Here is a 14,944-nt window from a genome sequence, read left to right as displayed (position 1 = left end):
CGCACGTATCGGACCAACCGCAACTGGGTACTGACTGCGTCTTCACGTCGCCGACTCGGACTCCGACGCAGACTGTGTGCGTGCTGTTGCCTCGAGTTCGACGAGCCAGCCATCCTGCCCGAGGTCAGCAGTCGTCGCCGTCAGTTCGCGCCCATCGCGCTCGAGACTCGTGCGGACGGCAGTGATGAGGTCATCAGGCTCACCGCGCGTGAGCGCTGAGACGGAAACTGATTCGGTACCGTCGACGCCGAGTTCCGTAATCGCCTGTTGTTGGCTCGTCGACGGCGGCAATCCACGCAGGTCGACCGCGTCCGCCGGATACGCTGGTGTCTGAATCTCAGCACAAAACGACTCGAGCGTGGCCCGGAGTGCGTCGATTGCGACTTCCCCATCTGTTTCGGGATCAGCAAACGAACACGCCGCGGGGGTTTGGAGTGACGGATCGAACGGAATCGGGTCGACAGCGGCGTGTGCCTCCTCGTTGATCCGGTCTTGCAGCCCTGTGCCGTCGGCGGCGAACGGCCCCTCGTCGCCGACCATATTCGCCACGACACCGATCGTCGGCACGTCGTTTGCCGTCAGTAACGCCCCAGTCCGTTCGGTCGCTCGCGCTCCGGCATCGGTCGGCGTCGACACTAACAGCGCGCCATCAAGCGGTGCCTGCTGGACGATGGTGGTCACCGCCTCACCGATCCCCGGCGGCAGATCAACGAGCAAGATGTCTCGGTCGCTCCAAGCCGCATTTCCGAGCAGATCTGTGACGACATCGTGAACCATCGCGCCGCGCCAGGCGACCGGCCCGTCGTCCGCGATGAGTTCGATACTCATTATTTCGATTCCATCGGCATCGATCGGCTCCGGCCGCCCAGAGGGCGTCTGGTGAACTGGGCCCTCGGCCTCGAGTAAATCGGGCGCATCGGGTGCGTGGACGTTCGCATCGAACACACCGACATCAAGTCCGGCCTCGGAAAGTGCGCGAGCGAGTGCGGCCGTGATCGTTGTCTTCCCGACACCACCTTTCGAACTCGCGACGGCGATCAGCGAATTGACTCCTGTGACCGGCAATCCCGAAGCCGGCGCATCAGCATCCGTCGCCTCAATTCGGACGTGTGCAACACCATCCGTCGAGAGGCCCGCACCGCGCAGTTGCTCGCTGACGCGTTCGGCCATCAGCCGATCTAACCGATCGAAGACGACCGTGAACGTGACGACGCCGTCAGTAACGTCGACCGACTCGAGCAGTTCCTCGCTGCTTGGGTCGCCGTCGACGACCTGGACCTCTCGAACACGGTCAACAACCGTGTGTCTGATCTCGTCGTCAGTGAGCAAATGGTCGGCTGTCATAGCTCCACCTACGCCCGCACGACCTTTTTCAGTCGTCGTGTGTTCCCAGCCAGTGGGAAGAAAAAGCCCGACTGGGGCCACAGAACACGTCCCAATTCGGGGAGTTCGGCATCTCTCGGGCCAGTTCAGGAATCCACGTCCAGCGCAGCATCGTCGTCTGCGTCGAGTTTGAACTGCTCGAGGCGGCCGTGGATATCTTCACTCATATCGCCAAAGCGCTGGGCACGATCCGCGACGAGTGTCATTGCCTCGGTCTGTTCCTCGAGGGAACTCGAGACTGCCTCGGTCGTTGCCGTCATCTCCTCGCTCAGGCCCGCCGTCTCGTCAATGACAACGCTGACCTCCTCGGCGTTTTGGGCCTGGGACTCGACGGCGTCAGTGATCTGTGCAACGTCCTCACTGGTCCGAGCCGCGCGTTCGTTGATCCGCTCGAGGCGGTCAACGATATCTGCAACACTGTCTGCCCCGTCTTCGACTTCCGCGCTTGCCTCACGAATGCTGCGAACCAGATCCGCCGTCTGTGCCTGGATGTCGTCGATGATCGTTCCAATTTCGGATGCCGAGTCCTGCGAGTCTTCGGCCAGGCTCTTGACCTCGTTTGCAACGACAGCGAATCCGTCGCCGTCTTCGCCAGCCGTCGCCGCTTCAATACTCGCATTCAGTGCCAGCAGATTCGTCTGATCGGCGATGTCGTTGATCAACTCGACGATCTCGCCGACTTCCTGCATGCTCTCCTCGAGGTCGTCGATCCGCTGTGCAACCCCCGCCGTCGACTCGTTCGCGTCACGAATCTGCGTGACGGCCGCATCCGCTTCGCCGACACCGTCGTTCGCGAGTTCGGTCACTTGCTCTGTCTTCGTGTTGATCTGCCCGATCGATGCCGTGATCTCCTCGATCGACGCCGAGAGGTCACTGACGCTTTCACTGGCTCGCTGTGCCTCCGTCGTCATCTCATCCGCCCCATTCGCAAGCTCTGAGGACGAGGCATCGATCCCATCGATTGCATTCGTCACCTCCTCAGTTGTCGCTCCGAGCGACGACCCCGAATCGGCCAGTTCCGTCGCCACAGACTCAATCGTCGCGACGGTCTCCCGAATATTCGATACTGCTTGCTCAAGGTTTCTCTGTAACGACACGTACTCCTCGTAGGTTGCCCACGCTTCGTCGAACTCCTCGTCCGGTTCCGGCACCGTCAATTCGACCGTCAGATCACCGCGTGCAAGCCGTTCAATCGCCGTCTGAAAGTCTGCCATCGCCTGCTCGTTGTATGCCTCGAGAAACGCGTTCTTGTTTCGCTGGCGGCGACGCTCACTAACGTCCGTTTCGACAAGGATAGCCCCACACACCTCGCCAGCGTCAGATTCGAGTAGTGTCACTGTGCGCTCGAGAAACACCTCTTCGCCGTTAATCAGACTGTGTTCCTCGCGCTCGTGAATTGTGTTCCCCTGCTCGAGCGCCTCGGTGACGATATCGCTGGCCTCGCTTTCGATATCGTGTAACGTATCCGGGTGGCGATCAGCAACGGGAGACGCCGTCGTCCCGTAGAGGTCGGCTGCTGCCGTGTTGAGCATGACAATTCGCCCATCGGCATCGACGACCGTCACTGGCTGAGCAAATCCGTCGACGAGTTGGGAAACGATACTGTGATCAGCGATCGCACCCAGTTCGTCTTCGCTCACCTCCGTCGGTTCTGTTCGTCCTGGCCCACTTGCGTTCTCGTCGGTCTCTGCAACTTCTGAGTTCCCGACGACTGACGCCAGAAGTGATAGCATAGCACATCATCTGGATCCAGTCACCTAAAGTGTAATTGCCGACCACATATAATTCTGTACAAACCCACCCAAAACCAACTCATTATCGATCGATAGTTGGTGATTAAACACTCATTCAACGACTCTCTCGACAGTTGTCCAACCAAATTGACTGTCGAATGTGACAGGCGTTGCTGATACACTCGAGTCACCGATCATGTTCTTTACTACTCTTGGGTTGGTGGTCTAAATTCGAGTCAACCAAAATTATGGATCGACAACGTGCGCCGGGCGCGATTGTGAACTACGTCGAGACATTCCAGTTCGCTCGCTGTGTTCGCTCACGGGCTGTGACTCGTCTAGTTCAAATCGCTCTGGCCGCTTTGCTCCTCACGAAACTGTTCGTCGCAAAAGCGGGCCGGGCGCGATTTGAACACACGGTCGATCGTTTCCTCGCTCACTTCGTTCGCGAGACTGCGCTCTCCCTGCATTCAAATCCCGCCGGTTCCGTGATGCACCGCTCACGAATTGTTCGCGGTGCAGAACGGGCCGGGCGCGATTTGAACACGCGACCGTCTGATTAAGAGTCAGACGCTCTGCCGGACTGAGCTACCGGCCCTCTACCTCCGACTTTCCTGCGGTTGTTGAAATACGTTTCCCTTGAAGACTGTCGTGGCAGAGCAGAACACGCACAGACTGGCGTCTCGAGGCAGCGACTCCCGGATCCGGTGACACTATCGCAACGTAACAATCTTCGGGAGGGTTAAGTGTGGCCGGTCCGACCACACGTGCAATGAGTACGGGGGTTACGATTTCGTCGATCTCTGATTACGCGATTTTGGGCTGTGGCAGCGTGGGCTATGCTGTTGCCGAAGAGTTGGCCCAGCAGGGCAAAGACGTCCTCATTATCGACCGCGATGAAAGTCGCGTCGAATCCTTGCGTGATCAGGACCTAGACGCTCGCACCGCCGACATCCGCGAACCCGAGGCCGCTGACCTCGTCAGTGAGCGCGGCGTTGTCCTCATCCTCGCATCCGACGTCGAATCAAACAAACAGGCAGTCAAACACATCCGCGATCAAAACGATGGCCAGTTTATCGTCGCGCGCGCGAGCGACCCAGTCTCGGGCGACGAACTCGAGGAGTTAGGCGCTGATATCGTTATCAACCCCTCCTCGGTAATCGCCGAATCGGCCCTGCGCGCACTCGAGTCCGGCGAACTCGAGTATAACGCAGGCAAACTTGCGAATCTGTTAGAAGAGACGTCCTCGCGACTGGCAATCATCACACAGGACAGTCCAGACCCAGACTCGATCGCCTCTGCGGCCGCTATGCAGGCAATTGCGAACCATCTCGGCATCGAATCGGATATCGTCTATCTGGGCGATATGGGCCATCAGGAAAATCGTGCGTTCGTCAACCTTCTGGGGATTGAGCTCTTGCAGTGGGATGACCTCGAGGATCGGTCGGTCTACGACACCGTTGCACTGGTCGATCACGCGACCAGCGAGGAGATGGACCTCTCGGTTGATGCAGTGATCGACCATCACGAACTCGAGGCTGATTACGAGCCTGAATTCGTCGATATCCGGCCGAACATGTCCTCAACATCGACGATCGTTACGAAATACATCCAGGAGTTCGATATGAACGTCTCGGAGGAAGTTGCCACTGCGCTTCTGTACGGCATCCGCGCCGAGACGTTGGATTTCAAACGCGATACGACCCCTGCAGACCTCACTGCCGCAGCGTATCTCTACCCCTTTGCGAATCACGACACCCTAGAGCAGGTCGAATCGCCGTCGATGTCGCCGGAAACGCTCGACGTACTCGCCGAAGCCATCACCAACCGCGACGTACAGGGGAGTCACCTTGTCTCGAACGCTGGCTTTGTCCGCGACCGGGAGGCACTGACGCAGGCCGCGAGTCACCTCCTCGATCTCGAGGGTGTCACCACGACTGCGGTCTTTGGCATTGCCGACGAGACCATCTTCCTCGCGGGTCGCTCGAAGGATATCCGCATCAACATCGGCAAAGTGCTCGATGATGCTTACGGCGAAATGGGCGAAACCGCCGGCCACTCGACACAGGCCAGCGCAGAGATTCCGCTCGGGATCTTCACCGGCATCGAGATTTCCGAGGACAACCGAAATACGCTGCTGGAGTTGACCGAAGAAGCGGTCAAACGAACCCTGTTCGATACGATGGGTGTCGATGGTACCGAAGGGTCGAACGGGTCCTAAGCGGCGCAGTATATACTCGAGAATGGGGAGTCCTTAAGCGAGAATCTCGTCTTCTTCGTCGTCGGGGTCGCGAACGCGCTCGACGACTTCGTTGACCAGTACGACATCGCCAACGGCGCGAACCCAGCGATAGGGAACGATAACGCCCTGGCCGCTTTTCGATTCCTGTGAGAACAGTTCGGGATTGAGATTACCGAGCGCGAGGCCTGTAACGACCTGACCGTCGATATTCAACTGGAGATCCTCGATTTCACCGACGAAAACGCCGCTGTTCGAGTAGACCTCGCGGCCGACGATCGAGGTGATTTCCTGCGGGGTGTCGTCCATGTCTACCATGTCTTGGCTCATGCGCGGCGGACTCTTAATTGTTGGTCAGACGGTGTAGTCATACGAGCCGCACAGTCACACATCAATAGGAGGTCATCAAAAAGCCGAAAGAAGCATCAATAGTGCCATAGACGCCGTTTTGTCCCATAACGTTGGGAGTCGCTACCTCTCGAGAACGTCCTCGAGTGCGGCGTGGTCCGACAGGAGTGCTTGCATCTGCTCGACCGTCTCGGCGTCTCGAGTGCGGCCGCTTCGGACGACGCCTTCGGCGCGTTCGACAGTCGTCACGGTATCCGTCTGAACCGACAACACTGGAACGCCCTTCTCGGCGGCCTGACCCAGTATTGCGCCGGATGGCCGGTGGCCGCCGGTCAGGATCAGACAGCGAATGCCGGGGGCCTCGAGCGCGGCCGTGTGAATCTCGGCGCGGTCGCCGCCGGTGATGACGGCCGCGTCTTTCGTCCGACGGAAGTATCGGAGCGCGCTGTCTGCGCCCATCGCACCGACAGCAAAGCGCTCGACGTAGCCGTCTTCGCCCTCGTCGACGAGCACCGATGCGCCGAGTTCGTCCGCGAGTTCGGCGACGGTGACGCCCGCAAGCGTCCGTTCACTCGGAAGGACGCCGTAGACTGACACGCCACGACCCTCGAGGAACGGAACCACGTCGGTCTCGAGCTGGTCGTAGGCCGCGTCGGGGACGTTGTTGAAGACGACGCCAGCGAAGTGCTCACCGAAGGCGTCGGCTGCGGCGAGGACGTCGTCGATGTCGCCGGGCTGTTCGTAGGGAGCCACGAGGATCACGCGAGCCTCGAGCAGGTCCGCGACGTCAACATCAGTGAGGTCGACGATGCCGCCAACGGCGTACTCGCCGCCGCCTTCGACGAACATGCGGTCGTGGTCCGCAGCGAGGTCGTCGAACGCCTCCGTAATGCGCTCGCGCAACTCGGCTGGGTCTTCGCGCCCGCGGATCGCTTGCTCGATGAACGTCGGCGAGTAGACCACGGGCTCTAAGTCGTGCATCTCGGCCTCGAGATCGAGCAGGTCGCGCGCGAGCATTGGATCCTCGTCGACGGTTTTGCCGACGTTGCTCTGCAGGCGCGTCCCCTTCGGTTTCATGTAGCCGACGCTGTCGCCGTCTTCGCGGGCGAGTTCGGCCAGCGCGAGCGTGATCGCGGTCTTGCCGACGCTTTCGGCGAGCGAACTGACGAGGATGGTGTCAGTGTCGCCGGTGCTCGAGTCGCGCTTGCGTGTTGGTTCGGTCTGTTGGTCTGGTTCGGTGTCGGTGTCTGTGTCTGTATCAGTCATCGGTGAACGCCTCCGTATCGACGGTCAGTCGCAGATCAATCGCCTGTACGCCTTCGGGGCCAGCCACGAGCGGGTTCACGTCCAACTCGAGGATCGACGGGAAGTCCGTCACGAGTTGTGAGAGTCGCTGGATGGTCTCGACAACCGCGTCGACGTCGGCCGGTTCGCGGCCACGCGCGCCGCGCAACAGCGGTGCAGCCTGAATCTCGTCGACCATCGCGCGGGCTTCGTCCTCGCCGATTGGGGCGACCCTGACGGACGTATCCTCGAGAATTTCGACGAAGATGCCGCCGAGGCCGAACAACAGCAGTGGGCCAAACTGCGGGTCGCGGTTCATCCCGACGATGGTCTCAGTCGAGGCCTCGAGGTCGAGCATCTCCTGAACCTGGACGCCGATGATGGTCGCACCGGGCTGGTAGTTACGCGCCCGCGAGACGACATCTTCGTAGGCGTCGTAGACATCGTCGTCGCTGACGCCGACTTTTACGCCGCCGATATCGGACTTATGTGAGATATCCGGGCTGACGATCTTCATCACAACGTCGCCCTCGATGGACTCGGCGACCTCGCGTGCCCGCGCTGGATCGTCGACGATTTCGCCCGTTGGTGTGGGGATCCCGTAGGCCTCGAGCAGATCCATCGATTCGACGCCGAGCCGGTTATCGTCGCGGTCGGTTGCCCGTGCGATGATCTCGCGGGCGCGCTCGCGGTCGACATCGAACGCGTCGGGTTCGTCTCGGACCTGCTCGCGAACGTCACGATAGCGTGTCAGGCCGTCGAGACCCGCAATCGCCCGTGACGGGTCGAAGTAGTTCGGGATGCCAAACTCGCGAAGCACCTCGTCGGCTGCACGGGCGCGCTCGCCGCCCATCAGGCAGGTCACGACCGGCTTATCGTAGGCTTCGCGTTTCTCGATGACCGTCTCAGCAAGGTTGTCGTAGGCGAGGACGGCTGTCGGCGCGGCGACGACGACGGCGCTGCCGACGTTCGGGTCCTCGAGTGCAATCTCGAGTGCCTCGCCGAAGCGCTCGGTATCGGCGTCACCGATCGCATCGATCGGATTGTAGATGTTCGCCTCATCGGGCATCGCATTGCCGAGTTTGTCGATCGTTTCGGTGCTGAACGTAGCCATCTCGAGGCTCGAGTCGCCGACTGCGTCGGTTGTGAGGACGCCCGGGCCACCCGCGTTCGTCACGACTGCGACGCCATCGCCGTCGGGGTGGGGGAGTCCAGACAGCGCCCGCGCGTAGTCGAACAGTTCCTGAACGGACTCGGCGCGGATTACGCCTGCCTGCTCGAGACCGGCCTCGTAGGCGCGTTCGCTGCCCGCGATGGCTCCCGTGTGCGAGGATGCTGCCTGTGCACCCGCGTCAGTTCGGCCGGATTTTACGAGGACGATTGGCGTCTCGTCAGTTACTTCACGCGCCGTCTGGACGAACTGTTCCCCGTTGTCGATATCCTCGAGATAGCCGATGATAACGTCTGTATCAGGATCTTCGCCCCACTCCTCGATGAAGTCCGTTTCGTCGAGAACGGATTTGTTCCCAAGTGAGACGACGTCTTTGAAGCCGATTCCCTGTTCGTTCGCCCAGTCAAGGACTGCGGTAATGAACGCGCCCGACTGGCTCATAAACGATATCGAGCCTTCGCGGGCGTTCTCGGGTCCGAACGTGGCGTTCATGCCGATCGGTGTCGACATGACACCGAGACTGTTCGGGCCGACGACGTTCAGGTCGTATTCGGTGGCAATTTCTCGGAGTTCTCGCTCGCGTGTTGCTCCCTCGCCGCCGGTCTCTGCGAAGCCGGCTGTGATGACGACGACGTTTTCCGTCCCCGCCTCGCCGAGTTCTCGGACCGCCTCGAGAACGATTGGTGGGGGAACGACGACGACACCCAGCTCTATCGGCGGCGCACTCTGCACATCTTCGTAGCATTCGAGCCCGAGAACCTCCTCGCGTGAGGGGTTGACCGGGACGATCTCACCTTCGTACGCCGATTGAAGGTTCTCGAGAATCGCCCGGCCGACTGCCCCCTCGCGGTCGGTTGCACCGACCACGCCGACAGTCTCGGGATCGAACAGTGTAGCTAGCCGTCCCATCAGTTGGATCCTCACTTCGAAGCGAGTTAAACCCCGTTCTCGTTCCCATTCGGTAGGGAGAGTCGACAACGGCGCTAGGTGAAAACGAGCGACTCACTCGATCGCGTCGAGAAATTCTTCGAGTGTATCGGTTAGTTCATCGACCGGATCGCCGTCCGGATCTGCCGTGTAGCGGATGATGTATGTATCCGTCTCGTCCGCCTCACGCGTCGTATCGACGCCGTTGACGCCTTTCCAGATCGCCGATACCTCAACCGTGCCATACTGTTCGTGCTCGTACGTATCCCCCCGCTCGACGACGGTATCCGCGCCAGAACTGGGGAGATCGTTTGGCTCACCCATTCGTGTTCGTACTTAGATTGTCGGTTACGCTCATAACTGTCCTGGCAACAGTCTTGAGGAAGCGGTTCACGTACACCGTTGTCTCACTCGATGGAGTGGCTGCAACTCGCTGATAGCGTGGCCAACGAGTGAACGGACGGCTGGTTCGAGCGTCCTGCAGCGTAGCGTCTTTCGAGTGAGTTCTCCCGCGCATGATATAGCTAATGCACGACGAACGCCTATGGCTGACTTTTACATAGGTAACGCCTTTATAAGTCATTCCGTGGCACCAACGAGCGTGCTCGCGATCAGACGTCGAGTGCCTCGTTGGAGACGTGAGGCGACCGCTTGTCGCGTAATCTCGAGTTCATCAGCGAGGTCATCCTGGGTCGCCGTTCGTGGCGAGTCGTAATAGCCGAGCGTATACGCAAGCACGAGCGTTTCCCGTTGTGTATCTGTCAAATCGTATTCGTTCTCTGAGTGCATCGGTGACAGCGCGTGTAACTGGACGAGTTCAATCGGAATGTCAAAATCTAGGCAGTAGGACTGAAAATTCGAGACAGCCTCCTGTTCCATCCCGCGAATCTCAAACGTCCACTTATCCTGTTTTCCCACTGCAGATAGCAACGTCACGTTGGTCTCGAGAATCGCAGTCAGAACGCTCTCGTACTCGAAATCCCAGTCGATTCGGACAAACACCTCCGTCTCGAGGTCGTCGATAATCTGGAGGTCATTGATACCGGGATGCTCGAGGCCCTCGAGATCGATCGATGCCGCATCGACGTCGTGCAGCCAGAAGTACGGAATCAACGCGTCGTTGGTCGGGACGACCCGATCGAGTTCGATCCGGGCAGCGGGGAACTTCGAAAACACTTCGGCGAGTGGAAACTCCCCTTCTTCGGCAGTAAACGACGCTTCAATGGCCATAGATGTAGTATGGACCAGGAACACAAAGGCCCTGTGACAGTGAGGCACACCGAATTAGTGCATCGACAGAGCAACACCGGACCGATCGGAGAGGGCAATAGTCGCGAGATAACAGCCAATCGCGACGACGATAATCGACCCACCTGGAGGGAGGCTTTGACTTAGCGCGAACGCGAACCCGCCAAGTACGGCAAACTGGCCGAACAAAACGGAGAGAAAGAGCGTCTCACGGAAGCTGTGAGCGATCTGTGAGGCGGCAGCGACGGGGATGACAAGCATGCCAGCAACGAGGATGACGCCGAGAATCTGCATTGCGCCAACGACGACGACGGCAGTCATCACGACCAACAGGGTGTTGTACGCCGTGACGTTGAGTTGGGCGACTCGAGCGGCCTGCTCGTCAAACGTGATAAACAGTAGTTGCTTGTAGGTGAGTGCAATCACGGCGACGACGGAGACAGTGAGGACGGCCATCATGCGTGCGCCGCCAGAGGGAATCACCGAGAGACTGCCAAAGAGCCACCCTTCGATATCAATGGCGACAGACATCGTTCCGCGGCCCCAGCTAATCAGTAGCGTCCCGACGGCGAAACTCCCGGTGAGCATAATCGCAATGGGCACGTCGCCGAACGTGTTGGTATGTTCAGTTAGCCACTGGACGCCAAGTGCACCGAGTATGCTGACGATGAGTGCAACGAGCAAGAGCGACCCCTCCCAGCCAGTCACCGCGATGACGAGAAATCCGATGGCAACGCCGGCAAAGGCAGTATGTGCGAGTGTCTCGCCGATCAGCGCCATCTGCCGATGAACGAGATAGGTTCCGATAAGCGGCGCAACGATTCCCACGAGGACGCCTGTTGCGATCATCCGCCACATAAAGGCATGCTGGAAGACGTTCGTCCCAGCGTAGTAGTCAAACCACATGCCAGCGACCAGGAACTGATCGAACAGCACCGCTGCGTCCGCGTTGAGATGGCGCAGCCAATCGAGTGCAATAAAGACGAGCATCGCCACCGCGAGTAACCCAACGAGTCCGAGAGCAACGGACTCGAGGCGGTAGCGAAGGCTGGTTGGATTGGCTTCCATCGCCTGTGTATCCGAGGCGTCGTGTGCCATCGAGGTGGGTTCGTCTCCGCTCATCAGTGGTGATGGTGGACGACTGTGCCTGTCGCCCCGTAGGCTTCACTCAGCGCATCGCTTTCGACGAACGACTCCGTGTCGCCGTGGTGATACAGTTGCGTATTGATGCAGGCGATTCGATCCGCCCGATCCGTGACGACGCCAATATCGTGTTCGATCAGGATGATCGTGATTCCGGACTCATTCAACGACTCGAGTAACTGGTAAAATGCATCGCGCGATTCCGCGTCGACGCCAACTGTCGGCTCGTCCAGTGCAAGCAGGTCGGCTTCGGAGGCAAGCGCCCGTGCGATGTAGGCTCGCTGGCGTTGGCCACCCGAAAGCTGGTTCATCTGCTGGTCTGCAAGGTCCATAATGTCGACCGTCTCGAGGGCGTCATCCGCAATGTCTCGGTCTTCGTCACTGAGTCGGCCATGACCGACGTGGGCGAATCGACCCATGCGAACACACTCGCGGACAGTTACCGGCATCGTTCCGCCACGATCTGTCGCTTTCTGCGACACGTAGCCAATGCGTTCACCCTGTTCGAACGAATCGACATCCTGCCCGAACAACTCAACGGCCCCACTATCCGGGCTGAGCAGCCCGAGCATAATATGAAGAAGAGTGGTCTTTCCCGACCCGTTTGGGCCGATCAACCCGAGGAAATCTCCGGACTCGACAGTCAGGGTGACATCCTCGAGTGCAGTCTGGTCACCGTAGGCAAACGAAACGTTCCGAATATCGACGGCTGAACTCACGCTCGACTCACCAGTAGTTCCGCTGTGGGGGTACGTATAGCTTGCATTCTACTCCGCTCCGAGTGCATCCTGCAGTGCAGGTATGTTTAGCTCTTCCATCTGCTCGAGCCATCCCCAGTCGTTTTCGTTCCACTCCGACATCGTCCCCTCGGCAGGACTGATTGGGACGGCCTCCGTTGCCTGACTGTTCTCGAGTAAGTGCTCGGCTTCGCGGGGCATTTCACCCTCGTTTGCATCGAAGGGGTCGTACAGAATCGTCTCGATGTCGTACTCGTCGATGAGTTCGATCGTGTCCCCAAGATCACCTGGCGTCAACTCTGCATCGGGAGAGATCGGTGCTGGCGTGTGAATCTCAAAGCCGTATCGGTCCTCAATATACTGGAAGGAGTCGTGACCCGCGAGGACGGCAATATCGCGATCGGCTTCCTCAGAAAGTGTCTGGAACTGCTCGTGAACCTCCTCGAGGCGGTTGTTGTAGTCTGCGGCGTTGTCGTGATACGCCTCTGCATTATCCGGGTCGAGGTCGGCAAGTCCATCCGCAATTGTCTCGATCATTTCCTGAGCGAGTACTGGATCCGTCCAGACGTGTGGATCGTAAAACTCCGGTACCGCATCATCCTCGAGTTCCTCGACAACCTCGAGTGTGAGCGTATCGTCGCTGCTGTCCCAGACAACCTCGTCGTCGGCAACGAGTTCGAAGATGACGCGGGTTCGTCCCGTCTCGAGGCCGTGGAACTCGATATAGTCGCCGTGTGATTCGATCTCGGCGACATCTTCGCTTGCACCGTCGACGATGCGAGCGTCGAGTGAAAACGGTTCGTCCTCGCCGAGTGGAAGGACGCGCCCATCGTCGTCTTCGACAACGGCATCGACGGCAGCGTAGCTGTCGACTGGGACGTCAGGCAGTCCCTGATGCCAGTGGTCATTGTGCCAGTAGGCACCCTGGGAACCCGTCTGGCGATCGAAAAGGTCGAACGTCGTGATCGAAACCGCTGTTGGATCGTCGTCGTACTCGTCCGCTTCTTCGTGGTCACCGTCGCCGTTGTGATCGTGGTCGTGGTCATCGCCAGCCGCAGGGAGCAACTCCGAGCCGAGACCCTCCATCGCGTCGATGAGCGTGATATGATCGTAATCGTTCTCGAGGTCACCAGCTAAGTCCTGTGCCCAGGCGAACTCGGGCGTGTCGAGATAGACAAACACCTCTGTTCCGGCGATATCCGCGATGAGGTCACTCTGTGGATCCCAGCCGTGCCCCATCTCGCCTGTGTCTACAGGATTCTCAAAGTCCATCTGGTCACCAGAAACCTGTTCAGCCCAATCCCACAGCGCAAAAAATGCTGCGTAGCCGCCGTCAGGATTGCTTTCAGTGTCGGGCTCGCTCAAACACCCCGCAAGCCCACCAAGTGCAACGGCACCCGCACCGACGCTCGCACTCGAGCGCAGTACTGAACGGCGTGTTCGGTTCATGTACGAGGGTACGGCCTCTTGGGTAAAAGGGTTGTTATCCGTAGCAAGTTAGTTAATAATCGGTGCCAGCTATAGCGGGGATCGCTAGTAACACCGCAGGAAGGAGCGAGTCGCGAGCAGAACGCCCGCGATCGCAGGCAGTGGAGAGCGGATTCGCCGGATGCCACGACGAATCCGCTCGTCAGCAGGGGCCTAATACGATCTGCTGTCCGTTAGTGACGATGCAACCGCGAACCGTCCTGCGGCCACACCGGCAAATCGGGACAGCAAATCATCTTAGTGGTCGTCAACCTCGATTGCGATTGGCTCGCTTTCCCAATCGGCGTGGTCGTCGTGCCACTGCATGAAGACGACCTCAGTCTCACCCTCTTCGACGCCGTGGATGTGGACGTGGTCGCCGTGGAAGTCGTCGTCTTCGTCGATTTCGACGATATCGTCGTCGGCATCATCAGCGACACGAACGCCGAGTTCGTACTCCTCGGAGCTGCCAATCGGAATCTCGTCGCCGTGGTCGTCGTAGAACTCGCCGCCCAGTGAGACGTTATCGTCAGTGTGGATGTGCGGGAGTTCGCCGTGCCAGTGGCCGTCGTGATACTCTGCAACCTCTTCGTGTGGGTCCTCGGACCGATCAAGGATTTTCAGTTCGTCGACCTCGCCGTGCTCGTGGTCGTGGTCATCGTGGTCGTGGTCACCAACGTCGACCTCGAGTTCCGGCGTTTCGTAGCCAACCTCACCGTCTTCGACGAGCTGGAACGTAATATCCGCGAAGCCCTCTTCCTCGCCATGGATGTGGACGTGATCGCCGTGGAAGTCGACGTCAATTACGTCGTCGCCGCTGACGATATCGACCTCAAGTTCGAGGTCATCGCCGAGTTCGATCTCGTCGCCATCCTCGTCTTCGACGAACGCGCCGAGTGAGAGATTATCGTCAGTAGGGACCTCGAGGGGGTCGTCGTGCCAGTGGTCGCCGTGGACGTAGACGACTACCTCCTCGTCGTGGTCGCGGTCGAGAACCTCGAACTCAGCAACGGGAAGGTCATGGTCATGATCGTCGTGATCGTGATCATGGTCATCATCGTGGTCGTGATCATCGTCATGATCGTGATCGTCGTCGTGGTCGTCGCTTCCGTCCCCATTGCCGTTCCCGCTGTCGTCTGCCTCGTCATCATCGCCGAGACAACCGGCAACAGCAAGCGCTGCAAGAGAGCCGGATGTCGCGAGCAATGACCGACGAGACGAGCGTCGTGAATCAGTCACTAGTAGTCACCACCTGCCAGTTACG

Annotated in this window: 12 protein-coding genes and 1 tRNA gene; 1 reads left to right on the top strand and 12 read right to left on the bottom strand. The window is 59.3% G+C overall.

What is annotated here, in order from left to right:
- Window positions 1-42: 42 nt before the first annotated feature.
- The 3 genes from G6M89_RS18580 to G6M89_RS18570 all read right to left on the bottom strand — a co-directional run bounded on the left by G6M89_RS18580 (window position 43) and on the right by G6M89_RS18570 (window position 3,714).
- Window positions 43-1,344, bottom strand: a complete 1,302-nt coding sequence (locus G6M89_RS18580) for a P-loop NTPase (protein ID WP_165163400.1) — start codon at window positions 1,342-1,344, stop codon at window positions 43-45.
- Window positions 1,345-1,469: 125 nt separating this feature from the next.
- Entirely contained in the window at window positions 1,470-3,116 is a 1,647-nt protein-coding gene (locus tag G6M89_RS18575) for a methyl-accepting chemotaxis protein (protein ID WP_165163399.1), read from the bottom strand.
- A 524-nt stretch (window positions 3,117-3,640) separates the two neighbouring features.
- Window positions 3,641-3,714: transfer RNA gene (locus tag G6M89_RS18570), tRNA-Lys, on the bottom strand.
- A 174-nt stretch (window positions 3,715-3,888) separates the two neighbouring features.
- Between G6M89_RS18570 and G6M89_RS18565 the strand changes: the two genes are divergently transcribed.
- Window positions 3,889-5,337, top strand: a complete 1,449-nt coding sequence (locus G6M89_RS18565) for a DHH family phosphoesterase (protein WP_165163398.1) — start codon at window positions 3,889-3,891, stop codon at window positions 5,335-5,337.
- 33 nt (window positions 5,338-5,370) lie between these two features.
- Here the strand turns inward: G6M89_RS18565 and G6M89_RS18560 are convergent, their stop codons facing one another.
- The 9 genes from G6M89_RS18560 to G6M89_RS18520 all read right to left on the bottom strand — a co-directional run bounded on the left by G6M89_RS18560 (window position 5,371) and on the right by G6M89_RS18520 (window position 14,919).
- The gene (locus G6M89_RS18560; protein ID WP_165163666.1) at window positions 5,371-5,664 is read right to left on the bottom strand and encodes a PRC-barrel domain-containing protein; all 294 of its coding nucleotides are present in this window, start codon (window positions 5,662-5,664) and stop codon (window positions 5,371-5,373) included.
- 162 nt (window positions 5,665-5,826) lie between these two features.
- Entirely contained in the window at window positions 5,827-6,969 is a 1,143-nt protein-coding gene (locus G6M89_RS18555) for a phosphotransacetylase family protein (protein WP_165163397.1), read from the bottom strand.
- Window positions 6,962-9,067: an acetate--CoA ligase family protein gene (locus tag G6M89_RS18550; RefSeq protein ID WP_165163396.1), complete on the bottom strand. Its 2,106-nt coding sequence runs from the start codon at window positions 9,065-9,067 to the stop codon at window positions 6,962-6,964. The genes G6M89_RS18555 and G6M89_RS18550 overlap by 8 nt, the downstream gene beginning before the upstream one ends.
- Window positions 9,068-9,160: 93 nt before the next feature.
- Complete coding sequence (locus tag G6M89_RS18545; protein WP_165163395.1) at window positions 9,161-9,409, bottom strand: hypothetical protein; 249 nt, start codon at window positions 9,407-9,409, stop codon at window positions 9,161-9,163.
- A gap of 255 nt (window positions 9,410-9,664) precedes the next feature.
- Entirely contained in the window at window positions 9,665-10,315 is a 651-nt protein-coding gene (locus G6M89_RS18540) for a helix-turn-helix domain-containing protein (RefSeq protein ID WP_165163394.1), read from the bottom strand.
- A 54-nt stretch (window positions 10,316-10,369) separates the two neighbouring features.
- Window positions 10,370-11,431: a metal ABC transporter permease gene (locus G6M89_RS18535; RefSeq protein WP_241175443.1), complete on the bottom strand. Its 1,062-nt coding sequence runs from the start codon at window positions 11,429-11,431 to the stop codon at window positions 10,370-10,372.
- Window positions 11,432-11,454: 23 nt separating this feature from the next.
- Window positions 11,455-12,195, bottom strand: a complete 741-nt coding sequence (locus G6M89_RS18530) for a metal ABC transporter ATP-binding protein (protein ID WP_165163392.1) — start codon at window positions 12,193-12,195, stop codon at window positions 11,455-11,457.
- Between the two features lie 48 nt (window positions 12,196-12,243).
- Complete coding sequence (locus G6M89_RS18525) at window positions 12,244-13,662, bottom strand: metal ABC transporter solute-binding protein, Zn/Mn family (protein ID WP_165163391.1); 1,419 nt, start codon at window positions 13,660-13,662, stop codon at window positions 12,244-12,246.
- A gap of 276 nt (window positions 13,663-13,938) precedes the next feature.
- Entirely contained in the window at window positions 13,939-14,919 is a 981-nt protein-coding gene (locus G6M89_RS18520) for a hypothetical protein (protein ID WP_165163390.1), read from the bottom strand.
- Window positions 14,920-14,944 lie beyond the last annotated feature (25 nt).

The sequence above is a fragment of the Natronolimnobius sp. AArcel1 genome, from assembly GCF_011043775.1.
Lineage (GTDB): Archaea > Halobacteriota > Halobacteria > Halobacteriales > Natrialbaceae > Natronolimnobius.
Note: the sequence above shows the minus strand (reverse complement) of the source record. Positions and strands in the feature narration are given on the sequence as shown.